Here is a 25,307-nt window from a genome sequence, read left to right on the forward strand (position 1 = left end):
ATTGAATTAAACCTAAAATCATGGAAAAAAAAATCAAAGCATCTGGGATGATGTTGTTCATTACAATAAGTGTTCTTTTTACACTTATGTTTGTGGCAGATGTACAGGCGGGAAAAGCCGTCAGCGTCGGAATCCGCATCGAAGTGAGCGTACAAACAGTTACCGGTAAAGTGCTCGACGAAAAAGGCAGCCCGCTTACTGGCGTTAGCGTAAGCGAAAAAGGGACTAAAAATGGCGTTGTGACTGACGCAAACGGTAATTACAAAATACAGGTATCCTTGGATAACGCGGTGTTATTATTCAGCTACGTGGGATACCAATCCAAAACCGAGCCCCTCAACGGGCGCGTTAACCTAAATGTTATGTTGGAGCCAAAATCAAACGCCCTAAGTGAGATAATAGTTACGGCTTTAGGTATAAAGCGCGAATCAAAAAAATTAGGCTACGCGGCGGAAAATGTACGCGTGGGCGAAATAACCACCAACCGTTCTACAAACTTTGTTAACTCACTTGAGGGAAAGGTTGCCGGTTTGGATATTTCCCCGCCGGCAAGCGGCCCCGGCGGTAGCACCAAGATCAGGTTACGTGGGCAGTCTGCGTTCCAGGGCGATAATGCGCCGTTGATTGTATTAAACGGTCTTCCTTTATCGCAAAGCCCGTCGAGCACCAACGGGTACACCCAGTCAGTGGATCTGGGCGATAATATGCAGCAGATAAACCCCGACGACATTGAGTCGATGACCGTACTAAAGGGTGCCACAGCCGCTGCGCTTTACGGTTCAAGAGCAAGTAACGGTGCGTTGATTATCACGACTAAAAGCGGTAATAAAAATGGCGGAATAGGCATTGAGTTTACCTCCAACTTTACACAAAACCAGGCACTGGATTTTACCGACTTTCAGTACGAATATGGGCAGGGAGAAAATAACATACGCCCCAAGACGCAAGGCCAGGCACAAAGTTCAGGCGCCTGGAGTTTTGGAGAAAAATTCGATAATGCACCTACCTATCAGTTTGATGGCGTACAACGCCCTTACGCGCCGGAAAGAAACCGTATAAGCAAATTTTTCAGGCTTGCCAATGCGTGGACGAATACCATCGCGTTCTCCGGCGGTAATGAAAAAGGCAGCTTCAGATTCTCTTATTCGAACCAGGATGCACAGGGTATTGTACCTAACAACGATTATCACAAAAAAATATTCAACCTGGGCTTGAATTATAACTTTACCCCTAAGTTGTCCGCACAGATCTATGTAAATTATGACCACGAGAATAACAACAATCCGCCGGTAATCGGTATTCAGGGATCATCAGTTACCAATTATATCTACCGTTATTCTAACTCGCTTAGTTTGGATGTATTAAAAGCAGCTGCGGTTGATGCTAACGGCAACGAAACCCCTACGTCACGTTTCACTACCCTTACAAACCCCTACTGGATTATCAACAAGCAATTTACAAGGCAAACCAGAGACCACCTTTTGGGTACAGCAACCCTGCGCTACCAATTTTTTGATTGGCTTTACCTGCAGGGCCGTGTGAATATGGAATATAGCACTTCGTTTTACGAACAAAACGCGCCAACCGGCACCCTGGCAAATGCTGCTGCGCCCGTTGGCCTTTATAACGGTAGTTATAACTCAAATGATAATACTTACCGCGCCCTAAATGCTGACTTTTTATTAGGAGGTGGCCACAAATGGGGAGCCTTTTCTTTTGATGCTACTGTGGGAGGAAATACTCTCCCCTCTTCATCACAAGGATATACTGTTACCGCTACAAATTTCTATGTCAGGGATTTTTATACTCTTGGAAATGGCGTAACCAACACATCGGTTTTTGCAGTTTCCAAATCCACAGTAAACTCGCTTTATGGCACCGCCGAGTTTGGATATAAATCGTATTTGTTTTTAAATGTAACCGGCCGTAACGACTGGTTCTCGGTGCTAAGCCCCGAACATAATCATTATTTTTATCCCTCTGTAAGCGGCAGTTTTGTTTTTTCGGAATTTTTAAAGAATCCGCCTTCATGGCTCTCTTTTGGAAAAATTAGGGCGACTTATGCCAATGTGGGTAGTGCAAACGGTATTAACCCTTATAGCAATTCACTTACTTTCACGCTTTCACAAAACGCGTTCAACGGCGTTCCGCTTGGGAGTATCAGCAATGTCACTACGCCAAATCAGGCAATCAAACCTTACAGCGTAAAGGAGAAAGAGATTGGCCTGGAATTGCGAATGTTCAACAGCCGGGTAAATCTGGATGTAGCCGCATATGATAAGCACACCACAAACCAAATCTTAAGTGTGGCTATTTCCAACGCATCAGGCTATACCGGTACGATTGTAAACCTCGGCGAGCTGCAAAACCGCGGTATGGAATTCTTGCTGGAGTTAATACCCGTCAGAAAAGCGAATTTTACCTGGCGTTCTGCGTTTAATACTGCCATAAATTCTTCTAAAGTATTAGCCTTGGCTAACGGTCAAAATCAACTAACCCTGGGTGCAGGAGAATTCTTTGGTTCCATTGTTGACCAGGTAGGCCTTCCGTTAAACCAGATACAGGGTTCGACTTACCGCAGAGATGCCAACGGGAAGATCATTGTATCAGGCGGTAAGCCGGTGGCAAGTACATCTCCTGCGCTTTTTGGCAGCGCATTGCCTAAAGCTACAGGTGGTTGGGTAAATACATTTACTTATAAAAAGTTTACCCTGATGACACACATCGATTACAAGGTTGGCGGTAAGATATTATCAAGCTCAAACCTTAATTTTCTGAGAGAGGGTTTATCCAAAGAATCGCTGGTTGGCAGGGAAGGCGGTGTTAAGTTTGATGCGGTAAATGCTGACAGTACACCTAACACCACGGCCGTGAACGCTGAGGATTTTTATGCCAATTATCGTTCACAGGGTATCCTGGACCCCTTTATTTATAAATCGGACTTCATCAAGTTAAGAAACGTTTCTGTTAGCTACGATTTTTCGAAGATGGTGAAAGCTAAGTTTATCAAAGGTCTTGTGCTTTCTGCCGTATGCCACAACGTGCTGATCATCAAAAAGTATACACCCAATATCGATCCGGAAGCAATCTCTTCAAGTGGTGATATTTTAACGGGGTACGAGCAAAGTTCACTGCCCACAACGCGCACTTATGGATTTAACCTTAATGTCAAATTTTAAAAGAGTACGATCATGAAAAATTATATAAAGATCATAATATGTGCTGCCTGCCTGTGTTCTGCAGCAGGTTGTGATAAAGGGTTCAAAGAGTTAAATGTTAACCCAAACAACACAACCAGTCTTGACCCTATGTTCTTGTTTTCCAACGCGGAGCTTTTAACATATTCATCGTTAATGGAAACCGAAGCAACCGTTGTTCAGCAGTTTATCGATCCTTTCGGTGGTGTTACCTCTACGTTTAACTTCAACGTGTTAAATCAAACATATACCGTAATGCGGTGGAATAATACATATCCAAACAGCATAAAATTCCTGGAGCATATCTTATCGGAAACCAAGAGTGATGCGGCCCGCACCAACCTGTACAATGAAGCCAGAATATGGAGGGCGTACAATTATATGATGTTGGTAGATACTTATGGAGATGTACCTTATACCCAGGCAGGACAAGCCTATCTGAACTCGGTTTTTTTGCCCAAATATGATAAGCAACAAGATATTTATAATGATTTGGTGAAGGAACTTACTGCAGCAACGGCAGCTTTAGATGCTGCCAGGGATGTTGTAAAGGGGGATGTTTTTTTTGCAGGAGATATTTCGCAATGGAAACGGCTGGGTTATTCACTATTGCTGCGTATCGGGATGCGCTATTCTAAATTAGATGCAGGCAAGGCAAAAACAATTGTGCAGGCAGCTGTTACCGGAGGTGTGATGCAATCTAATGCCGATAATTGTTACCTGAAATATAACAATACGTACCCTAATCCCGTTACGCAGCAAATTCAACAGTTAACCAATACTTATTATCTCGCCGAGCCATTTGTAACACAATTAAAAGCTACCGGCGATCCGAGGCTGAAGTATATCTCAGCAATGTATGCCGACCCTGGAAAAGCGTTATTCCTTACTCCGGATACAGCATCTGCCAACCAGTTTGGTTTGCCTATCGGTTATGATAGCGGTACGCTGCCAACGGCGCCGGGATTTCGCGGCGTGAGTGGTTCAGGTTTCAAATATTCGCAGGTCAATTACAGCGTATTTGGTAAAGTAACCGCGCCACAATATTTTGTAACATATGCCCAAACGCAACTTTTACTGGCCGAGGCGGTTTTCAGGGGATATATCAGCGGTACAGCAAGTACTTATTATAATAATGGTGTAAAAGCGGCTATGGCTCAATTTGCCAGTTATGATGCTGCTGCTGTCATCAGCAGTGATGCCGAAAACGCCTATTTGAATAATCCGGTAAATGCATATGCTGATGCCAACGCTTTGAAACTAATTAATATCCAGTATTGGATAACTTCTTTTGGAAACGGTGCAGAAGCCTGGGCCAATTTCAGAAGAAGCGGCTTCCCGGCATTATCGCCCAATACATATCCCGGCAAGCAAATAAAAGGGAGCTTTGTACGCAGGTATACTTACCCGCAAACAGAGTCGGCTATTAATGCCGATAACTACAGGGCGGCCGTAGCCAGTATAGGCACAGATGACTTAGATACTCCTGTTTTTTGGGATAAATAAATACTCCCGGTTAATATGCCTTAATACCCCGGCACTGATTAATGCCGGGGTATTATACGTTAATCTCTATAATGGCGATTGTGATGATTGTAACCACCTGTGTTCCGATTTAAGCTTGAGTGAACATTTGTTATAGGAGTATAAACATTGGTGGTTTATAGGCCAATCCCATAAGCGTATGTTTTGTAATTAATCGTATATCTATAAAGAGATGTTATGTCCTGTTGCCTTGTTGGCGGGAGTTCTAATTGGGGAATAGGGCTACGTTAATAAAATTGCCATGAGCTGCTGTTTTATAGCCCTGAAAGTTTTGGGGGCTTCAAATATAAAACTATACATGAAAAATAATACTATAGGAACCATTAAAATACTTGCCGTTTTAATGTTATCGGGGTCATCACTGTATGCCCAACAACGCAAAATGCAGTTATTTAAGTTAAGCGATGTGCGCTTACTGGAAAGCCCGTTTTAGCAGGCAGAACAGGTGGACTTAAATTATATTTTGAAAATGGCGCCTGACAGGCTGCTGGCTCCATATCTGCGCGAAGCCGGGCTTGACCCGTTTTTACTCATCCAGCCTTAGCCAAACCATAGATTTCGAGTAGTAGGTCTTGATCAAAATAATTGAGCTTAACTTTTGGGATTCCTTTGCCGGTATTCTTGCTTAATTCCATGTTTTTATTACTGGATGCTGATATAAAAATAAGGTTTTTTAATGAATAGGGTACTTTTTAAGGACGTTTTCATTACCTTAGTTTATGGATCAATTAAACTTAAATCAGGTGCTATTGCTACTTGCTGAAAACGATCAAAAACCAACCTTGGAAACAGGGCAAATCGTGTATTTCGATAAAATAGAACGGGCAAATGATATCACATCCTTTACAATTCAGAAATTTAAAGAAGTCTTAGGTACCTGGTACAACTTTGAATATGTTAACGGAGAATTTGACAATAGCATAATAGCCATTTACAGAATAACAGGTGCCTTACATCCAAGTATTTGACTTTAAGTTATATCGGAAAGAAATTGTTTATCAAGTATTGGGATTGATGGCGGCTTAGTTACCAGTACTTATTTTTAACTAAAAAATCTTTGCAATCCTTGTAATCAGAAGTAAAAACCACAGGTTCAAGTTTTAATTGATCAATAGATTTCACGTAAGGAACCATTAACAAAGTAAAAATTTCTCTTAATACAGGTTGATCTTTCCCGTTTATTTCTTTGTTTGAATATTTTGCTTTATACAGAAAAAAAAGCGTGTCGTTTATAGGTTTTTTTGGTAGATAGAATAAATTGGAAAAATAAACGCCCTGTTTTCCATACCCTTTCCTGTCATTATTTTCAGAGTCACTTTCGCCAACCTTTTTAAATGTTAAGTTATATCTTCTAAAAGCAATAATTGTTTCTCTTACTTTAAATGCAATCCCTGAATTTATTACCTTGCTTGCAAATTGTACGAATAGAGAGTCAGGTACTTTGCCTACTACTTTTGTACCTTCCGTGGCTATATCCATCACCGGGTTAACAAATTCATTTATTCTTACGGTGTCTACAATTTTCAAAGTGTTACTTTTTGTATCGGTTTTTATCACCAAACCGTATTTCTTAAGCGCGGTATCAACGTCATTTTTTATTTCTACCTTATCTGCTATCCTTGTACTATCAGCTTTGTCGCCTTCAACTTTTTTTTCGGAATTCGCGGCATTAATTTTTAATGCAGATGTACCACCAAATAAAAACGAAACAATTATCAACATCCATCCGAGTTTCGTTATTCTTTTTATTCCTCTCCTGCTGGTGTTATCTATAATATCATAACACGGAACAAGAAGGCAAAGTACCGAGAAAGCGATAGTAATATAATCGTAAGTGGTTGAGGTAAGGTTCATGGTATAATTTTGATCAAATCTACAGAAATTTTAAAACAAAAATGCCCGGCTCATCACGGGGTCTTAAATCATAGCTTTTTATTAAAAGTGTGCACTAACCGAAAAAAACCGCATCTTGTAGCATGAAAAAATACCTATTCCTCGTAGTTTTAACGGCCATAACTTTCACCCTGAAAGCCCAGGTTGGATTGTTGAACATTCCTTTAGTTGATAGCAACATCGTTTATCAAGATACTATCAGTGTTAAAAACGCTACAAAAAAGCAACTTTACATCAAAGCTAAGCAGTGGTTAACCGACAGTTACCGGGATTACAAGACAACAATTAAAAATGAGGATGTCGAGTACAGTCATATTAGCGGCCTGGGTTTGGTTCATGTTGAAACCTCCACTCTCGGTATTGGACGAACGTTGCGAGATAAATTCACTATTCAATTTGACTTTAAGGATGGGAAGTATCGATACAAAATCTATGATTTTTACATCAGAGAGGGCATGAGTATTTATAAAGCACAAAACCTTAACGACCTTTATGCTAAATTCAATGGAAATGGATCAGCCGGCTTTAGTAAAGGACAATGCAAGGATATAATTTTGAGTAACGATACCGAAGTAAAAAAATTGATCGCATCGTTAACCAAAGCGATGAGTACAGATGATAGCTTTTGAGATTGAATAGTTTATAACTTAGTTCCATATTTATTAAATGAAAAAATTATCGCTTATAATTTTACTGATCGCTTTCGAGCTTTCTGCAGATGCTCAAAAAATTGACTCAATAGTTTTTAAGAAGGCTCAAAAGATTATTGTCAAGAATAGTCACACCGCCGCTGAAAATTTCAAGATTGCAGGTATGGCATTGATTGATAAGGGGTACATGATAAGCAGCAAGGATGAACAGTTTAATCAGATAACGAGCGGGCCTATAAAAGCGAACTTTGCCGTACAGTTCATATACGTTATTGCAAAAGACAATGAAATTGATATTACTTCCAGGTCTAAAAGCACCACTACGTTTAGTGTAACAGGCTTTAGTGTTAATGATCCAGCCTTTGAGCCAGTTGTTTACTCGAAAAACAACGATAACGTTATTGAGCGGTTTAAAAACATGACTGACCTGGCAAAGCTGATCGGCGGCGATAAGATTTTGTATTCGGAACAATAAGGCATAAGGGATTGTCTGGCTGAATTATTAAAATAGTGTATGTAAATGCGTATGTGAAGCAAAAAATAAAGGCTGTAAGTGTCTAACTTACAGCCTTCTACATCTTTCCGATGTACCCAGCGCCGGAGTCGAACCGGCACGGTTTCCCACAGGTGTTTGAGACCAGCGCGTCTACCAATTCCGCCAGCTGGGCATACTATGCTGTAATGATCAATGATTTCTTACAGGCGGGCTGCAAATGTATCTAAACTCTCTTTAATTCGCAACAGATATTTTTGTCTATAATAAATATCAGCAATTTTTATGCGGCGTTCTTCCTGTGTGCTATGGTCGAGTTTGGTATAACCGGCGGTTAAACCAGATAGTTTTTCATTAATATCTCCCTCAATAGCAAGCACTTCTGCTGTTATAGATCCCAATTCCCCCGAGTCGTCAACTTCCATCAGGCGCTCATTAATATCCATCATTTCCATTAAAAAATCTGCCGGCAATTGCGGTTTTGCCCCCTCAGATACCAGATCATGCAGCTTTAAAATGTATTCCATTCGGCGTGCCGGGTCGTTTAAAATATGGAATGCTTTATTATTTAAGGTGGATAGTTCCAGTATTTCCTGTTGTTTTATTTCATCTTCGCCAGCATAAAAATCGGGATGATAAAGTTTACTTAGCTCATAAAACTTCTTTTTAAGCATAACCGGTTCAATATTGAAAGATTCGGGGATGCCATAAAACTCAAAATAATTCATAGCACGAATTTCACGAATATTATCCGATTTTACGAATTCTTAACAATTAGAACGGCACCAGTGCTGTAAAATTCAATAAATCCTTGATAGAATCCCAACCCTTATGAATCATCGTAAATTAAAATTATCTCTTACATTTATACTTTGATCATACTATATCTAAATTATGACTAATTATTCTACCATATCACCTCAACCTATCATATCACCTCCTAAAACAACGGGCGGTCGCATTAAATCAATTATCGGTGGCTCATTGGGTAATTTGGTTGAATGGTATGATTGGTACGTGTACACAGCATTTTCTCTGTATTTTTCGGATGCTTTCTTTCCTAAGGAAAATGAAACTGTGCAGCTGTTAAATACAGCGGGTATTTTCGCTATAGGCTTTTTAATGCGCCCAATCGGGGGCTGGCTGATGGGGACGTTTGCTGATAAACGTGGTCGTAAAACGGCGTTAACAACATCGGTATTACTAATGAGTGTGGGCTCGCTCATCATAGCCATTACGCCTGGCTATAAATCTATTGGTGTTGCAGCACCGATTTTATTAGTGGTAGCCCGCATTATTCAAGGTTTGAGCGTAGGAGGTGAGTATGGCACCAGTGCAACCTATCTTAGCGAGATGGCAGGCAAAAAACACCGCGGTTTTTATTCCAGCTTCCAATATGTAACCCTTATTATGGGGCAGTTACTGGCCCTTGGGGTGCTGGTTTTATTGCAACGTGCCTTTTTAACCGAACAACAGCTGCACGATTGGGGTTGGCGCATCCCGTTTGGTATAGGCGCTTTTTTGGCCGTTATTACCATGTACCTGAGACGCAGTTTACAGGAATCGGCGTCTTTTACTAAAGAAAAAGATCCGGCTAACTCCATGCATGGTACTATCGGCGCGTTAGCCAAACACCCAAAAGCAGTATTTACCGTTATTGGCTTAACAGTGGGGGGCACCCTGGCTTTTTATACGTTTACCACCTATATGCAAAAGTTTTTGGTGAACAGTTCGGGTTTCAGTAAAGCCACTGCAACATTAATATCAACCCTTACTTTGGTTGTTTTTATGCTGATTCAACCGGTTTTCGGTTTGCTTTCAGATAAAATTGGTCGCAAACCTTTGCTTATTGGCTTTGGTGTTTTGGGTACAATTAGTACTATACCTATCCTCACATTATTAAGTAACACTAAAGATGTTTGGGTAGCTTTCGCGCTCATTTTGTGCGCATTGATAATTGTGAGCGGTTACACATCCATCAATGCCGTGGTTAAGGCCGAACTTTTTCCTGCAAACATACGTGCCCTTGGCGTAGGTTTCCCTTACGCCATAGCAGTATCCATGTTTGGCGGAACGGCAGAATACATTGCCCTGTTATTCAAAAATCACCACCATCCCCAATGGTTTTATTGGTATGTAACCGTTTGTATTGCCTTATCCTTAGTACTTTATGTTACCATGAATGATACAAGAAAGCACTCAAAAATGGAAGAGGATTAATAGATGTGCAGATATGAAAATTTTAGATGTGCAGATGATGAAACAGGGTGCCGGTGCGGATAACCGGATATGTTTTTCAATAGAATCCTGAATCAAATCATTGAAATTCAGGGAGATATTTATACTGTTTGTATATCCGTTTCGTTAAGTAAAAAGTATTAATTTTGCCCCCTTAACATAAGGGAATTCCCCTAACATCTATGGCCGATAGCAACAATCTGTTTCAACTTGCGGTTACTTTACTGCAGCAACTTATATCTATACCATCCTTTAGCAAAGAGGAGGACCGTACTGCCGATCTTATTAATGAATTTTTGCAGCAGCATGGCGTAATTACCCATCGTAAACTAAACAATATCTGGGCGTGGAATAAATATTTCGACCCGGCAAAACCTACAATCCTGCTCAATTCTCATCATGATACTGTAAAGCCAAACTCGGGCTATACCCGCGACCCTTATGATGCCAAAATTGAAGATGGCAAGCTTTATGGCCTTGGTAGTAATGACGCCGGGGGCTGCCTGGTGTCACTTATTGCTGTGTTCATTTATTTTCATGATAAAGAAAATCTAAAGTACAACTTCTGTCTTGCCACTACCGCCGAGGAAGAGATCTCTGGCGTAAACGGACTTGAACTGATCATCCCCGAATTAGGCAAATTGGAATTTGGTATAGTAGGAGAGCCTACCTTAATGCAATTAGCCATAGCCGAGCGCGGTTTAATGGTGCTTGACTGCACCGCACATGGCAGGGCGGGACATGCAGCCCGCGAAGAGGGCGAGAACGCTATTTATAAGGCATTGGCCGATATTGAATGGTTCCGCGGTTTTAAATTCCCTAAGGAATCGGAAGTCTTCGGGCCTATCAAAATGTCGGTAACCATTATCAATGCCGGTTCACAACATAATGTAGTGCCAGCCAGTTGTGTGTTTACCGTTGATGTGCGTGTTACGGACGCTTACCGTAATGAGGAAGTATTGGAGATTATCAGGCAACACGTAAGCTGTGATGTTAAACCAAGGTCTATCCGCTTAAAACCATCATCTATACCAAAAGAGCACCCCATAGTTCAGGCGGGTATTGCCTTAAACCGAACAACCTACGGTTCGCCAACTACTTCAGATCAGTCGTTGTTAGATATCCCATCCATAAAAGTAGGCCCGGGTGATTCGGCGCGCTCGCATACTGCCGACGAGTTTGTATATGTAGATGAGATACGGGAAGGTATTGAACTGTATATTAAGATGCTGGAGAGCATAAATTAATCCCCGGCATATTTAAATATTCTGTAAATAAGGAGTATTTAAATATGTCCTTTTTATATACCGTTCGTGCACCTTTGATACTCCATTCATATACCTAAGGATTACTTTACCGATATCTTTTATACCCTTTAAAACAACCCTCTAAGATCATTAAACACAGCTTAACTATCTAATAATAAGCTTATTGCTTTAAGTTGCTAATTTTTCAGGTTTCTGTATTAAATAGAACAAGGTAATTATACCCGCGTACTTTTGTTTCAGTATAAATATACCGAAAATTTAAAAAAATCGGGAAGGGTTTGTTTTATAATTCTCCCAAAAATCCAGCCAAGGCGATAGCAACACCAAATAGTACAGCAATCATTTTCCGCAGGTTAAACCGGTGATCGGCGCTTGATTCAAACAGGATAGTAGTAGAAATATGCAGGAATATTCCAATCACTATCCCCATTATCCGGTTAAAGTAATGCTGCAGGTTGCCAATATCGCCACTACTTAACGCATTACTGAAAAAGTACCCTGCAGGCGCCATTATTGCGAACAGCAAAATAAAAAACACAGTACGTGATTTTTCCTGCTTATTTGTTAAAAGTACAGTACCCAGGGCAAATGAAGCAGGAATATGGTGCAGGGCTATACCGTAAACCAGTTGATTCTGATTTCCCTGGGCCAGCGGCATACCTTCTAAAAAAGCATGCAGGCAAAGGCTCACCATAATACCTACAGGAAAAATAGCTATGTCATGCGCATGTTTGTGCATATGCCCGTGTTCGATACCATCCGAGAATTGCTCCAAAACAATCTGGAACAGGAAACCGATCAGTATAAACACACCCACCAAATTATCATTGCCATGGTAAGCGTCGGGTATTAAGTGTAAAACAGTTATGCCAAAAAGATAAGCCCCGCTAAAAGCAAGCACCAGTTTAAGCATTTTGTGGTTATCGCCTTTGAAAAGAAAAACGGCTAATCCGCCGCATGAGGCACTTAAAAACAATATTAAAACTTTCCAGATCTCCATTAAAAGGCAGGTTGTATTTTTTTAAACAGATAAGCAAACAGGATACCCACTAATGAACCGTAAATGGCGCCACAGATCACATCCACCGGAAAATGAACACCAACATATACCTGTGCAAAACAGATCAGCGATGCCCATAAAATTGCCCCAAACCAAATCCAGCGCCATTTTTTTCCAAAAACGAGGGATAAAAATATAGCCATTGCGAAGTGGTCGGTAGCGTGTGTTGAGGGGAAACTATAACCCGACCCACAGGGAACACGGTTTATATCAGTAAGACCAACTACGGGGTCGCGGCAGGGGCGCAGGCGTTTAACATTATACTTAATAATGCTTGCGCTGGTAAAATCAGCAAAGCCTGCGGTGGTAGCCAGCAGCACAATAATGATTGCACCCACCTTTCTATATCGCCACAAACAAAAAACGATAATAAAAATATATAGCGGAATCCAGAATCTGGGGTTACGAAACCAAGGCATCACCAGGTCGAAAAACGGGTTCGAGAGGTCATGGTTAATAAAGTAAAATAAATGCCGGTCGAGTTGTAAGATGTATTCGGGCATTGATAATTATATATGCTATGGTTTTGGCCCAAAGTTATCAAATACTTTAAAACAACTTTTAACGCCGTGCAGTTAATTCCCCAAAATCAATATATAGTTTACAAATAACATACACTTTAGATTCACTTTATAACGCTTTAACTGCAAACAAAAAAAGCTTTTTGGCGACTTATCAACTAATATTCACTAATTAAGAACGCTTAAAAACTACATAATTTGTACACTGCTATTGGTTAAATATTTTACTTTTGTTACACAAAAAACCACAACAAATTTGACACTTATAAAATCAATTTCGGGTATACGCGGCACCATTGGTGGCGCCGTTGGCGATGGTTTAACACCGCTGGATATTGTAAAATTCACCTCGGCGTATGGTGCCTGGGCTGTTCAAAAATCGGGGATAAAAAAAATTGTTGTAGGCCGTGATGCCCGTTTATCAGGCACAATGGTAAACAACCTGGTTATCGGTACTTTACAAGGACTGGGCATTGATGTTATTGATCTTGGTTTATCAACTACGCCTACTGTTGAGCTGGCTGTTACCGGCGAACAGGCCGCAGGGGGGATAATTCTTACCGCGAGTCATAATCCTAAACAGTGGAACGCGCTGAAACTCCTGAATGCTGATGGGGAATTTATAAATGATGCCGATGGAAAAGAAGTATTGGCGATTGCCGAAAGCAGCGATTTTAATTATGCTGATGTAAATGACCTGGGCAAGGCAACCCAGGATAACAGCTGGTTGCAAAAGCATATAGATCTTGTGCTGGCCCTGCCTTTAGTTGATGTTGACGCTATCAGGAAAGCTGACTTTCATGTAGTTATTGATTGTGTTAACTCAACCGGTGGTATTTTTATACCTGCTTTATTAAAAGCCCTTGGTGTAGCTACCATTCATAAATTATATTGTGAGCCCGATGGCAACTTCGCGCATAACCCGGAACCGTTACCAGAAAACCTTACCGCATTATCAAAAGAAGTTTTAAATAAACGAGCGCATTTAGGCATAGCGGTCGATCCGGATGTTGATCGTCTTTGCTTTGTTTGTGAGGATGGCAATATGTTTGGCGAAGAATACACCCTGGTGGCTGTTGCCGATTACGTGTTACAGCATAATTTAGGTAACACGGTATCCAACCTGTCATCAACCCGTGCCCTGCGCGATGTAACAGAAAAAGCTGGTGGTGAATACCATGCCTCGGCTGTGGGCGAGGTGAACGTAGTTAACAAAATGAAAGAAGTTAACGCGGTTATTGGTGGTGAAGGCAATGGTGGAATAATCTACCCCGAACTGCATTACGGCCGCGATGCTTTAGTCGGTATCGCCTTGTTTTTAACCCATTTGGCTAAGTATGGCAAGTCGGTTTCAAACCTGCGCCGGTCGTACCCAGGTTATTTTATCTCAAAAAATAAAATAACCCTAACCCCCGAAATGGATATAGATGCTCTTTTAATTAAAGTAGAAGAGAAGTACAATAAGCAGCCGCACTCAACAATTGATGGTCTGAAAATAGAATTTGATAAAGAATGGGTACATTTGCGTCGTTCAAACACTGAACCGATTATCCGTATTTACTCCGAAGGCAACTCAGAAACCGTTGCAAACGGCCTGGCAAATAAGATAATCGCAGATATTAAAGAAATTTTACAAGTTAACTGACCCATTTGTTGAATTACCGGATTAATGAATTACTGATCGAGGGATCAGTTTTAATTCAATAATTCAGTAATTTAATAAATCAATAATTACTATAACGATGCGTGTTTATTTTGATAATGCTGCTACAACGCCGCTTGATCCGGAAGTTTTAAAAGAAATGTATAAGGTGATGGAAAACCATTATGGCAACCCATCGTCAATCCACTCGCATGGCCGTGAGGCACGTACACTGATTGAAAGATCGCGCAAAACCATAGCTAACCTGCTGCATACTTCGCCTGCCGAGATATTTTTTACATCAAGCGGTACCGAGGCCGATAATACCGCAATACGTTGTGGTATTGCCGATCATAAAATTACACATGCTATAACCAGCCATATTGAGCACCATGCTGTATTGCACACGCTGGAGGCCATGGAAAAATCAGGTATCATAAAATTGAGTTTTGTGAATGTTGATAGCAAAGGCAACATTGATTACGATCACCTGGAAACCCTGCTTAAGGATAACGAGCGTAGCTTTGTATCTATCATGCATGCCAATAACGAGATAGGTACATTATCAGACATGAACCGTATTGGCGACCTTTGCGAAGCCTATAATGCCATATATCATTGCGACACGGTACAAACCATGGGCCATTATCAACATGACCTGAGTAAGCTTAAAACGCACTTTTTAGTTTGCGCCGGCCACAAACTGCACGGGCCAAAAGGGGTAGGTTTTTTACATATCAACCACCGCATTAAAATAAAACCATTTATATATGGCGGTGCCCAGGAACGCAATATGCGCGGTGGCACCGAAAATATTTATGGCATAGTTGGCCTGGCCAAAGCGCTTGAAATAGCTTATGCCGAAATGGAGCAGCACCAGGCACACATCCAGGGCTTAAAATCATACATGCATGGTAGATTGATAAGCGAAATACCTGGTGTAAATTTTAACGGCGAAACCGATGCCGATAAAAGCTTGTATACAGTGCTTAATGTAGCTTTCCCTGAAATGGAAATGGCTGATATGTTGTTGTTTAACCTGGATATATCAGGGATCTCTGCTTCAGGTGGCAGTGCCTGCAGTTCTGGTACCGATATTGGTTCGCATGTGCTTACGGCTATTGGGGCAAGCTCATCAAGACCTTCAGTCAGGTTTTCTTTTTCAAAATATAACACCAAGGATGAAGTGGATTTTACCGTTGCCAAGGTAAAGGAACTTTGTTTGGTTAACGCGTAAGTTTTACGCTCCATCAATCTGTAAAGCCAGGGAAATCGCTTTTAAAATTAAGTTAAAACTTTCACCATAGCGATGGTTTCAAACCCATCGTTATTTGCCAATATGCTGTGCCAAACAGTTTTATTTAATAGCTTTTCCTGGCGTTTGACCCTTAAATAATTAAAAAGCTATTTCCCTGTTGTAAAGCCCCATAGTTGAAACGCTACACCCGCATAGTAATGGGATCACCTGCACGTTTGAGATTTTGAGCAGCGAAGCCTAAATAAATCAATCCATACACATAATAAAGAAATATATTTTCTTATTTAGAAAACAAAATGATAATTCTATAGGTTTATTAATTAGTAAAAGTTAAAACCTATGAATACTAAAGAAGAAAAATCCCGGAATAACCAGGATAAAAATCGTAACGATTTCGAACATACAAGCAACTCATTTCCAGGCCAAAAGCGCGATAATCTGAAAAAGAATAAAAATGGCGATAATCCGGATGAAATACCAGAAGAACATGAATCTGATAATGAAGGTTCGGGTTACCATAGCCAGGCCGAAGTTGACCAGCCTAATAAAAGTGCAGATACTTCATATAGTGAACAAATTGACGTAACACCTCCAAATAAAAAAGAATTTCCGTCTGTAGGGCCGGCCAAAACAGATTTTGAAAGTCGCCCGCATGGAAGAACAACAGGCAGGATGGTAGGGCATGAGCCAGGTACAGAGGGAATATAGTACATGTGCACAAAGGAAATCCTTAAATACCAGGATATAATATTTGTTAAATTTTCCGGATTATAAAATACCTTACCAGGTCAAAATCCGAATACGCTTTTTTTATAATAAATTGGATAATAAAGAGTTAAATTAGTGTAAAGGTTTATGACGACGAACTGAAACCTCGCATATGATCAGGACGCCCTGACTTAACAACGACTGAATGCCATGGTCATGAACCCCGGGTACTACAGCAATGTTTAGTACAGCTAATATTTTAAACCAAAATATAGAGGAGGACAAGATCATGAACAATTATGGAACACCTGGTAGAAATCAGGGTAACAGTATGGGGATGACGGGAGGCAACAGGAATGTTGACTTGGGGATTAATCAAAGTAAAAATAATCTTGAAAAGTACGGCCCCAATAGAAAAAATTTAAAGGTTTTGCACGAAGATGGCAGCTTTGCTGATCTTCCTGATCGTGATATACCGGGAGCCGGTGCACAAAGCGGTTCGATAACAAAATAGCTCGCTGCTTTTAATAAACAACAAAGGCTACCTGAAATGGGTAGCCTTTGTTGTTTATATTGTATTGAAGAAAACTAATTTTTCATCATTTTCAAAAACGAAGCTAATTTTTCCTTCATTTCCCTTCTGTCGACTATAAAATCAAGAAAACCATGTTCCTGGACAAATTCGGCAGTCTGGAAACCTTTAGGCAAATCTTTCTTGATGGTTTCTTTAATAACTCTCGGGCCGGCAAAGCCAATCAGCGCGCCTGGTTCGGCTATGTTAATATCCCCAAGCATAGCGTAAGAAGCTGTTACACCGCCGGTTGTAGGGTCGGTAAGTAAAGATATATAAGGGATTTTAGCTATTGATAATAAAGCCAGCTTGGCTGATGTTTTAGCCATCTGCATTAGTGAAAACGCGGCTTCCATCATTCTTGCACCACCGGATTTTGAGATCATCAGGAAGGGGATTTTATGGGCAATACTATAATCAATGGAGCGTGCAATTTTTTCACCCACAACAGATCCCATCGAACCACCAATAAAGTTAAAATCCATACAGGCAATTACAATGTCCTGGCCGTCAATTTTACCTACACCGGCACGTATGGCATCTTTTAAGCCCGTTTTGAACTGGGTTTCGGTAAGCCTTTCTGTATATTTTTTAGTATCCTCAAAGTGCAGGGGATCGCCTGATGTAAGATTTTCAAAAAGTTCTGTAAACTCATTGTCATCAAACAGAACCGAAAAGTATTCTTTTGAACCTATGCGAAGGTGAAAGCCACAGTAATGGCAAACATATTGATTTTCAACCTGCTCAGAATAATGCAAGGGTTTTTTACAATTGGGGCATTTATTCCAGATACCATCAGGGGTTTCTTTCTTTTCCTCAGTAGTCGTAATTATCCCTTTCAACTCTCGTTTAAACCACGCCATATCTATATCTAACTCTTTCAATTGACTGCAAAGAAACGAAAAATATTAGAAACAGTTCAAAAATGAAATGCTAATAAATTCATAAAAATAATTAATAAACAATCAGTCCGATCAATATGATAAAAAAAGCATTCAAAGCTACCAGGGATTGCGCCTAATAACCATACCAAACTATAATGACTTACCCTTAAACAGTTTTTTAAAATTGACTAACAATAGTATAGAAATAATTAATTAAAGTATTTCAATTGCCGTTTTTTACTACTAATATTATACCTAAATTAACCTAAATCCTTAATTATATGGCTACCGATAATCTGGTACTTGTTTTTGTTCACGGCTGGAGCGTTACCAACCTTGATACGTACGGAAGCCTTCCGATACGTTTGCAGGCTGAAGCAAAAAAGATAGACGCAAATGCAATAGTTAAAGATATTTATCTTGGGCAATACATTAGTTTTCATGATGAAGTTCAGCTTCATGATATCGCCAGGACATTTGAAACCGCCGTTAACGAACAGCTGGCAGAGGAATTAGCCAACAATAACCGGTTTGTTTGCATTACACACTCAACCGGCGGGCCGGTGGTAAGGGAATGGTGGGATACCTATTATAATAGAAAAGGCACACTAACTTGCCCGATGAGTCATTTGATCATGCTTGCGCCTGCCAACTTCGGCTCGGCCCTGGCGCAGCTGGGCAAGGGTAAAATAAGCCGGTTAAAATCATGGTTTGAAGGAGTGGAGCCCGGTCAGGGAGTACTTAACTGGCTTGAGCTTGGCAGCAACAAGTCTTGGGAGCTTAATAAAAAATGGATCAGGGGCGAGGGAGGAGAAATAAGCGAAAAAGGTTTTTTCCCTTTTGCTATAATCGGGCAATCCATAGACAGGGAATTTTATGATAACCTCAATTCTTACACCGGCGAATTAGGTTCTGATGGGGTAGTAAGATCGGCTGCTGCCAATTTAAATGCTAATTATGTAAGTGTGAAACAAGGAGCTATTACATTTACAGGCGGCGAATATGTTACACAGGAGATGATTGTTGAATATAAAGCGGCCCCTCAATCAGCTTTCAGGATAGTACCTCAAAAATCCCATTCGGGTACAACTATGGGGATCATGGCAAGTCCCAAAGCTACCTCCGCCGGCGATTCAGTTGAAACCGCCGAATTAATAGATGCCATATTAAGTTGTATTGCCGTTAAAAATACTGATGATTACAATGCTTTAATACAAACCTTTAACGCAGCAACTTTAGCGGTGCAGGCTAAAGAATTGGTAGAGAAGGTAGAAAGCGGGCCTTTTGCACTTTTCAAAAGATATTTTATTCATGACAGGTTTTCGATGGTAATCTTTCGGATTCACGATTCTGAAGATTATGCTATAAAAGATTATGATCTTATTTTTACTGCCGGCGACGATGATAATCCCAATCACTTACCCGAAGGTTTTTTTGTAGACAGGCAACAAAACAGGCTGTCGCCAGAAACGGTGACGTATTTTGTAAATTATGATGTTATGAACTATTCTGCACCCGTTAATGATGATGGCCATGAAATACGTGCCGAGCAAAAAGGGGTAGATAAGTTGGGTATATTAGTTAATCCGCGCCCTGATAATGGTTTTGTACGGTATGTGCCTTTTAAAATAAAAGCTGATAACGAATTTTTTAAAAATGTAATTAAACCTAATAGTACTACGCTTATAGACATTTGCCTGCAACGCGTTGTAAGTAAAGAGGTATTCAGGTTAATTCCTCATGCTGGCCCAATGCCGGTGGATAAAGATTTCAGCGACATTGACCCTGGTTTTGAAGTTGCAGAATAATTGGCTGATCAATTATTAACAATTCTTTAAAAACTTTATTTTATATTGAATTTACAACAAAGGGGTATAATTTTTATTAAATAGAACCTTTTTGGTTTTTAAATTCCATTTTTACTACCGTTTTAATATACTTTACCAGTTTTGCCGAACAAAATGGTAGTATTCAATGATTAATAACAAGATTTCTTATCAAAAACAAAGAAATTTTATAACTTCGAGGCCCAAATAAAAGCTCATGGATTTAAAAAATTATAAAGGTGTTCTGCACGGCGATCAAGTGCAGGAACTATTTGAAGCAGCTAAAAAGCATCAGTTTGCTTTACCGGCAGTAAACGTTATTGGTACAAATACCATTAATGCAGTTATGGAAACAGCTAAGCTGGTAAATTCTCCTGTTATTATTCAGCTATCAAATGGCGGTGCGCAATTTTATGCCGGCAAATCATTAGATAATTCAAAATTGCAAGCCTGTATTTTAGGTGGTGTATCTGCTGCAAAGCACGTTCACTTACTGGCGGAGCATTATGGTGTAGCTGTTATTTTACATACCGACCATGCTGCTAAAAAGTTATTACCATGGATTGACGGTTTATTAGAGCACGGTGAAAAATTCTTTGCCGAAACAGGTAAGCCTCTTTTCTCATCTCACATGCTTGATCTTTCTGAAGAGCCTTTGGAAGAAAACATCGAGATTAGTGCCAAATACCTGGAGCGTATGGCTAAAATGGGTATGACACTGGAGATTGAATTAGGTGTAACAGGTGGTGAGGAAGACGGCGTTGACAACTCTGATGTTGACAGCTCACGTTTATACACTCAGCCAGAAGAGGTTTCTTATTCATATGAGCACCTTTTAAAGGTTAGTCCGCGTTTTACAGTGGCGGCTGCCTTTGGTAACGTACATGGTGTTTACAAACCTGGTAATGTTAAACTACAACCGGTTATTTTGCATAACTCACAGGAATATGTAAAGGAAAAATTTAATTTAACCGACGATAAACCTATCAACTTTGTATTCCACGGTGGTAGTGGTTCGAGCCAGGAAGAGATTCGCGAAGCTATTTCATACGGTGCAGTAAAAATGAACATTGATACCGATATGCAATGGGCTTACTGGGAAGGTATTAAAGATTACTACAAATCAAAAGAAGGTTACCTGCAATCGCAAATTGGCAGCCCCGAAGGTGAAGATTCTCCAAACAAAAAATATTACGATCCACGCGTTTGGTTGCGTAAAGGCGAAGAGAACTTTGTTAAAAGGCTTGCAGCAGCTTTCGAAGATCTTAATTGCATCGACGCGACGAGCAAATTATAATATTCATTAAAAATTAACAAAGCGCCTGTACATTTGTTGTACTGGCGCTTTGTTGCATTATACAAAGTGATCCCCAAAACTTAAAAACCTGTTTATGATGGTAAAGATCGCTAAAGAGAAAAAGAATTTATTTGAAAGGTTTGCCAATTGGGCAACTATCGCTACGGGTAGTTCGGCAGCATTTTTAACTGCCATTACTATAATTATTGTATGGGGTATAACAGGTCCGATATTTAAATACTCGGATACCTGGCAACTCATCATCAATACCGGCACCACTATTGTTACCTTCCTGATGGTTTTTTTGATACAAAAATCACAGAATAAAGATTCAAAGGCTATCCATTTAAAACTTAATGAACTGCTGGCCTCGCACCAGGGAGCAAGTAACCGGATGGTTGATGTTGAAAACCTTACTGAGGTTGAGCTTGATCATCTGCACAAGTTTTACGCACAGTTAGCCAGCCTGGCACAGCAGGAACATGATATTACCTGTACGCATTCAATTGATGCTGCCGAAGAAAACCATAACACTAAATTAAGCATACTTAAAACAAAACCGCATTATACAAATGCACACAAACTTAAAAGTAGAAAAAGTAACGGAGCAAGCCGATCTTGACAAGGTATTTGCCGTACGCCGGGAAGTTTTTGTAGTTGAACAAAATTGCCCTCCCGAACTAGAGTGGGAGTTTGAAGATGAATCGAACCATTTTTTAGCTACTGTTGATGGCGAAGCTGCGGGTGCGTGCCGCTGGAGAAAAACCGATAAGGGTTATAAACTGGAGCGTTTTGCCGTACTACAAAAATTCAGGGGATTTGGAGTAGGCCAGGCCCTCGTCCAGGCTGTGCTGGATGATTTGCCTGCTGATGCCGTTTATGTGTACCTGCACGCCCAGGTACAGGCAGTATCACTTTATACAAAATTTGGTTTTGAGACTACCGGACCCGAATTTGAAGAAGCCGGGATCAGGCATTATAAAATGATAAGGAAATAATATTTTGTATTGAATTTATAGCTGCGCATTTAGCATAATAATTAAAATCAAACTTTTGATTTTGCCTTGCAACCAATTTCAACCGGGCATCGTCTTGAAGTTAAATTATTATTCTATATACTATGAAAATTCAATTTTACAATTCCTCAAAACAATCAAATTTAAATATCCTGTTTACCTGTTTACTTTGCCTCCTGGTTTTGGGCGGTTTTGCGCAGGATAAAACCAAAACTATCGGGAATAAAGCACGTGAAGGCTCGGCAAACAATTCCTATTCTGCTGTAAAAGGTGCGCAGGTAGGTATCAGGATGAGTGCTGGCCGTAAACCGGTACAATTGCTTAAGCTCAATTTTCATGCTGATAGCTACGCAAGCGATAGTATTGCTTTTAAAGTGAATGTTTACCAAATGGATGGTAAATTCCCGTTGGATACCAACCTGGTTAATGCCGAAATAAAAGGCCTCATTAAAAAACACGATACAGAAAAACATCAATTGGTAAGTGTTGACCTATCTCCATACAAAATTGATGTTAGGGGCGATATTTTAGTTTCTGTAGAATTTTTAACTACCAAACCTGGGTCCGAGATTAGTTTTGCCTGCGGCTTGTTTAATGGTGGAACATTTCATAAAGACGCAAACAGTGCTAAATGGAAAAAAGTGCCAATAGTTGGGGCCGATTTTAATGTGCTGGTGAAGAAGCTGAAGTAAAATCAAATTAGTGCCGGCAAGCTGCACACCTTGTGTAAGGGGTACCGAAGCAAGTTACCACTAACGTGTTTGCAAAAAAGCCGTTGTCATGCTGAACGCAGTGAAGCATCTATTATTCGCCAGGCTTCTTCGCCCTGTACAGTCTGCGAATAGATCCTTCACTCCGTTCAGGATGACAAACCTATTAAAATCTAAATATACTTCTTACTTACTCAAACAATTCCTGTTCGTCAGTATAATAGGTTTTCCTGGAGCCCTCCTTTATTTTAATCCCGGCACCTTTAGGGCTGTGGGTTTTCCTGGAGTTGTGGATAAGCATAAAATCCCGTACCTCACCATTAATGATATCAGGATTTGATTTAAGGATTGACTTTTCGGCTTCCTTTAAAACCGAGTCGATTGACCTGGTCAAATCACTTAGTTTATCTTCGGGTATTTTATTACTTACCGAAAAAGGGGAGATCCCGGCATGCCAAAGAATCTCGTCGGCATATGCATTACCAATGCCGCGGATAATCTTTTGATCAAGCAATACTGTTTTAATATTGGTTTTTGTTTTGGCCAGCCGGGTTTTCAAAAAATCAGCATTAATATCCATAGCATCCGGCGCTTCCTTCTCTTCGGGATTTAAAGTGGGGTTAGCTATGCCCTGGAAATCGGTAAGCACCAGGCCGGTATCGTCATTAAAATGCAGTTCGATAATAGGGTATTTATTATCGTTCCTGCCTTCAAACAAAAACAGTTTGCCATGAAGCATCAGGTGCAACGCCAGGATATCTCCTTTGCTGAATTTAAAGTAAAGTTCTTTTCCTTCGCGGTAAACTTTATCCAGCGTTTGGCCTTCAAGCGTATCCTTAAGTTCTTTATGGGTGACATTCAGTTTTTTAGCATTAACAATAACTACTTCCTTAACGGCTTTGCCGGCAAGTTTTTTATTGAGGTTATGGCTGAATGCCTGGAGATCTGGTAATTCGGGCATGGTTAATGATTTTAATTTTTAACCAAATATAAACGGATAAGTTTTAGTTTACAGGCTAATCTCCACTTGCCCTGCCAAAACCTACTGTATCTCTATACATCTGGGGTGAAACATCGGCGTTGGTTTTAAAAAAACGACTGAAATAATATTCATCATTGTAACCCAATTCCCATGCAATCTCTTTTATAGGCTTATTGGTTAAGTACAGTTCACGCTTGGCCTCGATGATGATACGTTCGGCTATAAGGTTGCTGATTGTTTTGTTAAAATGGGTTTTTGTGATCCGAGCCAATGCTTTTGCCGAAATATTTAGCATGTCGGCATAATTACTTGCGCTATGTTTGGTTTTATAATGTACTTCGATGGCCTCCTGCAAATTCTGCAGTATAAAGGGCTCCTTATTCACATCATCCGGATGCCGATCCAACTCCTGCTGTTCGGCTTTTAAGCGGGATGCCGTAATCAGGAAAATTTTGAGGTACGAAACAAGGATCTCAAATTGGGCTAAGCCCTTATTTTGCATTTCGGCCCTTATCTGATTAATAACTATATTAAATGTAGCCGCGCTAACTGAATCGATCCTGACATAAGGCGGATGATAGATATTATCAAACAAAATACCGCTGCATGATACCTCTTTGTGATGTTTATGGATACAAAAAAAATCGGGGTGAAACTGGATAGCGACCCCGCTTATTGATTGGTTTGTAGATAACATAAACGGCTGATATGGAGTAAATGCCAGGAGCGTATTCTCCTCAAAATCATATTCCGAAAAATCTGATTTTAACTTACCAGCGCCTTCTTTTATCCAGATTACCGAAAAATAATTATTTCGTTGTAAATGATCGAAATAACTGTTATTCTCAAATAAAAATAATTTAAACGCAAGGTTACCGCTTACAGGATCAACAAGTATAAAAGTATTTTGCGTATCGGTCATTTATGTAAGGCTAATTGCGCTTTAAGTTCGGCGTTMTCTGTTCGTAGTTTATTAATATACTCATGCTGGGCCATAAACTCATCCTGTATCTCCTCCAATGTATATCTTGGCGTAATATGCTGCGGGCAGTTCCAGTCATGCGCTTTAACTTTTAGCAGGATGATCCGCTCGGGTTTAAATTTATAATCATCCAGGTTAAGCTTATCATATAATTCGGCATTGCCTTCAATACTTAAAATACTTGCTTCGGCAAATATCTTTAAACGGGCTTTGGCAGCCTGATTAAGGAGAAACAAAGCCACCTTGTTATGGGTAGCTAAATTTCCTGCCGAGATATATTGTTTGTTACCACTAAAATCAATAAAACCTAAAGTTTCATGATCCAGTACTTTCAAAAATCCCTTAGGCCCACCCCTAAACTGGATATAAGGATAACCACTTTCGCTTATGGTTGCCATATAAAAGTTATCCTGGTGAGCTATAAAATCTTCTTCGCTTTCGGTAAGGCCATCGGTATATTTAAATTCCTCCTGGCGGTTATAACTGGCCCGGCTGCCGTAGCGTTCCTGGAAATCTTTAACAGCGCCTGTAAAGGCAATTTGTGAGTAATTCATAATAAAATCGTT

The 25,307-nt window shown here is 40.2% G+C and carries 25 protein-coding genes and 1 tRNA gene; 17 read left to right on the forward strand and 9 right to left on the reverse strand.

Features of this window, described 5'->3' with window-relative positions; genetic code table 11:
• Positions 1 to 20 precede the first annotated feature (20 nt).
• The 4 genes from AC1DQW_RS06090 (at position 21) to AC1DQW_RS06105 (ending at position 5,710) form a co-directional block, all read left to right on the forward strand.
• On the forward strand, positions 21 to 3,179 hold the full coding sequence (locus AC1DQW_RS06090; protein ID WP_477453265.1) for a SusC/RagA family TonB-linked outer membrane protein: 3,159 nt from the start codon (positions 21 to 23) through the stop codon (positions 3,177 to 3,179).
• Between the two features lie 12 nt (positions 3,180 to 3,191).
• Positions 3,192 to 4,703, forward strand: a complete 1,512-nt coding sequence (locus tag AC1DQW_RS06095) for a SusD/RagB family nutrient-binding outer membrane lipoprotein (RefSeq protein ID WP_477453266.1) — start codon at positions 3,192 to 3,194, stop codon at positions 4,701 to 4,703.
• 337 nt (positions 4,704 to 5,040) lie between these two features.
• The gene (locus tag AC1DQW_RS06100; protein ID WP_477453267.1) at positions 5,041 to 5,175 is read left to right on the forward strand and encodes a hypothetical protein; all 135 of its coding nucleotides are present in this window, start codon (positions 5,041 to 5,043) and stop codon (positions 5,173 to 5,175) included.
• Between the two features lie 286 nt (positions 5,176 to 5,461).
• Positions 5,462 to 5,710, forward strand: coding sequence for a hypothetical protein (locus AC1DQW_RS06105; protein ID WP_477453268.1), 249 nt, complete (start codon positions 5,462 to 5,464; stop codon positions 5,708 to 5,710).
• Positions 5,711 to 5,768: 58 nt separating this feature from the next.
• Here AC1DQW_RS06105 and AC1DQW_RS06110 read toward each other — a convergent pair whose 3' ends face one another.
• Positions 5,769 to 6,596 carry a hypothetical protein gene (locus AC1DQW_RS06110; RefSeq protein WP_477453269.1) on the reverse strand — a complete coding sequence of 276 codons (828 nt, stop codon included), beginning with the start codon at positions 6,594 to 6,596 and terminating at the stop codon, positions 5,769 to 5,771.
• A gap of 122 nt (positions 6,597 to 6,718) precedes the next feature.
• On the opposite strand from AC1DQW_RS06110, the gene AC1DQW_RS06115 reads away from it, so the two are divergent.
• Both AC1DQW_RS06115 and AC1DQW_RS06120 read left to right on the forward strand, forming a co-directional pair.
• Positions 6,719 to 7,264, forward strand: a complete 546-nt coding sequence (locus AC1DQW_RS06115) for a DUF4468 domain-containing protein (protein WP_477453270.1) — start codon at positions 6,719 to 6,721, stop codon at positions 7,262 to 7,264.
• Positions 7,265 to 7,301: 37 nt separating this feature from the next.
• Positions 7,302 to 7,760: a hypothetical protein gene (locus AC1DQW_RS06120; protein ID WP_477453271.1), complete on the forward strand. Its 459-nt coding sequence runs from the start codon at positions 7,302 to 7,304 to the stop codon at positions 7,758 to 7,760.
• A 113-nt stretch (positions 7,761 to 7,873) separates the two neighbouring features.
• Here AC1DQW_RS06120 and AC1DQW_RS06125 read toward each other — a convergent pair.
• Both AC1DQW_RS06125 and hscB read right to left on the reverse strand, forming a co-directional pair.
• Positions 7,874 to 7,953, reverse strand: a tRNA-Leu gene (locus AC1DQW_RS06125).
• A 28-nt stretch (positions 7,954 to 7,981) separates the two neighbouring features.
• Positions 7,982 to 8,506: a Fe-S protein assembly co-chaperone HscB gene (hscB, locus tag AC1DQW_RS06130; protein WP_477453272.1), complete on the reverse strand. Its 525-nt coding sequence runs from the start codon at positions 8,504 to 8,506 to the stop codon at positions 7,982 to 7,984.
• Between the two features lie 166 nt (positions 8,507 to 8,672).
• Here hscB and AC1DQW_RS06135 point away from each other — a divergent pair, with 166 nt between their 5' ends.
• A complete protein-coding gene (locus AC1DQW_RS06135; RefSeq protein WP_477453273.1) occupies positions 8,673 to 9,998 on the forward strand; it encodes an MFS transporter in 1,326 nt (441 codons plus the stop codon).
• 200 nt (positions 9,999 to 10,198) lie between these two features.
• Positions 10,199 to 11,263 carry a M20 family metallo-hydrolase gene (locus AC1DQW_RS06140; protein ID WP_477453274.1) on the forward strand — a complete coding sequence of 355 codons (1,065 nt, stop codon included), beginning with the start codon at positions 10,199 to 10,201 and terminating at the stop codon, positions 11,261 to 11,263.
• Positions 11,264 to 11,567: 304 nt separating this feature from the next.
• Here the strand turns inward: AC1DQW_RS06140 and AC1DQW_RS06145 are convergent, their stop codons facing one another.
• Positions 11,568 to 12,284 carry a ZIP family metal transporter gene (locus AC1DQW_RS06145; RefSeq protein ID WP_477453275.1) on the reverse strand — a complete coding sequence of 239 codons (717 nt, stop codon included), beginning with the start codon at positions 12,282 to 12,284 and terminating at the stop codon, positions 11,568 to 11,570.
• Positions 12,284 to 12,847, reverse strand: a complete 564-nt coding sequence (locus AC1DQW_RS06150; RefSeq protein WP_477453276.1) for a phosphatase PAP2 family protein — start codon at positions 12,845 to 12,847, stop codon at positions 12,284 to 12,286. The genes AC1DQW_RS06145 and AC1DQW_RS06150 overlap by 1 nt, the downstream gene beginning before the upstream one ends.
• A gap of 274 nt (positions 12,848 to 13,121) precedes the next feature.
• Between AC1DQW_RS06150 and glmM the strand changes: the two genes are divergently transcribed.
• The 4 genes from glmM (at position 13,122) to AC1DQW_RS06170 (ending at position 16,987) form a co-directional block, all read left to right on the forward strand.
• Positions 13,122 to 14,510: a phosphoglucosamine mutase gene (glmM, locus tag AC1DQW_RS06155; protein ID WP_477453277.1), complete on the forward strand. Its 1,389-nt coding sequence runs from the start codon at positions 13,122 to 13,124 to the stop codon at positions 14,508 to 14,510.
• Between the two features lie 97 nt (positions 14,511 to 14,607).
• Complete coding sequence (locus tag AC1DQW_RS06160; RefSeq protein ID WP_477453278.1) at positions 14,608 to 15,744, forward strand: cysteine desulfurase family protein; 1,137 nt, start codon at positions 14,608 to 14,610, stop codon at positions 15,742 to 15,744.
• Between the two features lie 360 nt (positions 15,745 to 16,104).
• On the forward strand, positions 16,105 to 16,473 hold the full coding sequence (locus tag AC1DQW_RS06165; protein WP_477453279.1) for a hypothetical protein: 369 nt from the start codon (positions 16,105 to 16,107) through the stop codon (positions 16,471 to 16,473).
• 238 nt (positions 16,474 to 16,711) lie between these two features.
• Positions 16,712 to 16,987, forward strand: a complete 276-nt coding sequence (locus tag AC1DQW_RS06170) for a hypothetical protein (protein ID WP_477453280.1) — start codon at positions 16,712 to 16,714, stop codon at positions 16,985 to 16,987.
• 74 nt (positions 16,988 to 17,061) lie between these two features.
• Here the strand turns inward: AC1DQW_RS06170 and accD are convergent, their stop codons facing one another.
• A complete protein-coding gene (accD, locus tag AC1DQW_RS06175; protein ID WP_477405207.1) occupies positions 17,062 to 17,907 on the reverse strand; it encodes an acetyl-CoA carboxylase, carboxyltransferase subunit beta in 846 nt (281 codons plus the stop codon).
• 302 nt (positions 17,908 to 18,209) lie between these two features.
• On the opposite strand from accD, the gene AC1DQW_RS06180 reads away from it, so the two are divergent.
• From AC1DQW_RS06180 to AC1DQW_RS06200, 5 genes are all read left to right on the forward strand, one after another.
• Positions 18,210 to 19,736, forward strand: a complete 1,527-nt coding sequence (locus AC1DQW_RS06180) for a lipase family protein (RefSeq protein ID WP_477453281.1) — start codon at positions 18,210 to 18,212, stop codon at positions 19,734 to 19,736.
• Positions 19,737 to 19,971: 235 nt separating this feature from the next.
• Positions 19,972 to 21,051 carry a class II fructose-bisphosphate aldolase gene (fbaA, locus tag AC1DQW_RS06185; protein WP_477418778.1) on the forward strand — a complete coding sequence of 360 codons (1,080 nt, stop codon included), beginning with the start codon at positions 19,972 to 19,974 and terminating at the stop codon, positions 21,049 to 21,051.
• Between the two features lie 94 nt (positions 21,052 to 21,145).
• Positions 21,146 to 21,673 carry a low affinity iron permease family protein gene (locus tag AC1DQW_RS06190; protein ID WP_477453282.1) on the forward strand — a complete coding sequence of 176 codons (528 nt, stop codon included), beginning with the start codon at positions 21,146 to 21,148 and terminating at the stop codon, positions 21,671 to 21,673.
• Positions 21,624 to 22,049, forward strand: a complete 426-nt coding sequence (locus tag AC1DQW_RS06195; RefSeq protein WP_477453283.1) for a GNAT family N-acetyltransferase — start codon at positions 21,624 to 21,626, stop codon at positions 22,047 to 22,049. The genes AC1DQW_RS06190 and AC1DQW_RS06195 overlap by 50 nt, the downstream gene beginning before the upstream one ends.
• A gap of 122 nt (positions 22,050 to 22,171) precedes the next feature.
• Entirely contained in the window at positions 22,172 to 22,759 is a 588-nt protein-coding gene (locus tag AC1DQW_RS06200; RefSeq protein ID WP_477453284.1) for a hypothetical protein, read from the forward strand.
• 208 nt (positions 22,760 to 22,967) lie between these two features.
• On the opposite strand, the gene AC1DQW_RS06205 is transcribed toward AC1DQW_RS06200, so the two are convergent.
• The 3 genes from AC1DQW_RS06205 to AC1DQW_RS06215 are packed head-to-tail and all read right to left on the reverse strand — an operon-like array spanning position 22,968 to position 25,295.
• On the reverse strand, positions 22,968 to 23,738 hold the full coding sequence (locus tag AC1DQW_RS06205) for a DNA-formamidopyrimidine glycosylase family protein (protein ID WP_477453285.1): 771 nt from the start codon (positions 23,736 to 23,738) through the stop codon (positions 22,968 to 22,970).
• Between the two features lie 55 nt (positions 23,739 to 23,793).
• Positions 23,794 to 24,681 carry a helix-turn-helix domain-containing protein gene (locus tag AC1DQW_RS06210; protein WP_477453286.1) on the reverse strand — a complete coding sequence of 296 codons (888 nt, stop codon included), beginning with the start codon at positions 24,679 to 24,681 and terminating at the stop codon, positions 23,794 to 23,796.
• Positions 24,678 to 25,295, reverse strand: a complete 618-nt coding sequence (locus AC1DQW_RS06215) for a pyridoxamine 5'-phosphate oxidase family protein (protein WP_477453287.1) — start codon at positions 25,293 to 25,295, stop codon at positions 24,678 to 24,680. Before AC1DQW_RS06215 ends, AC1DQW_RS06210 begins: the two co-directional genes overlap by 4 nt.
• Between the last annotated feature and the right edge of the window lie 12 nt (positions 25,296 to 25,307).

This window comes from Mucilaginibacter sp. P5_A4, from assembly GCF_056400605.1.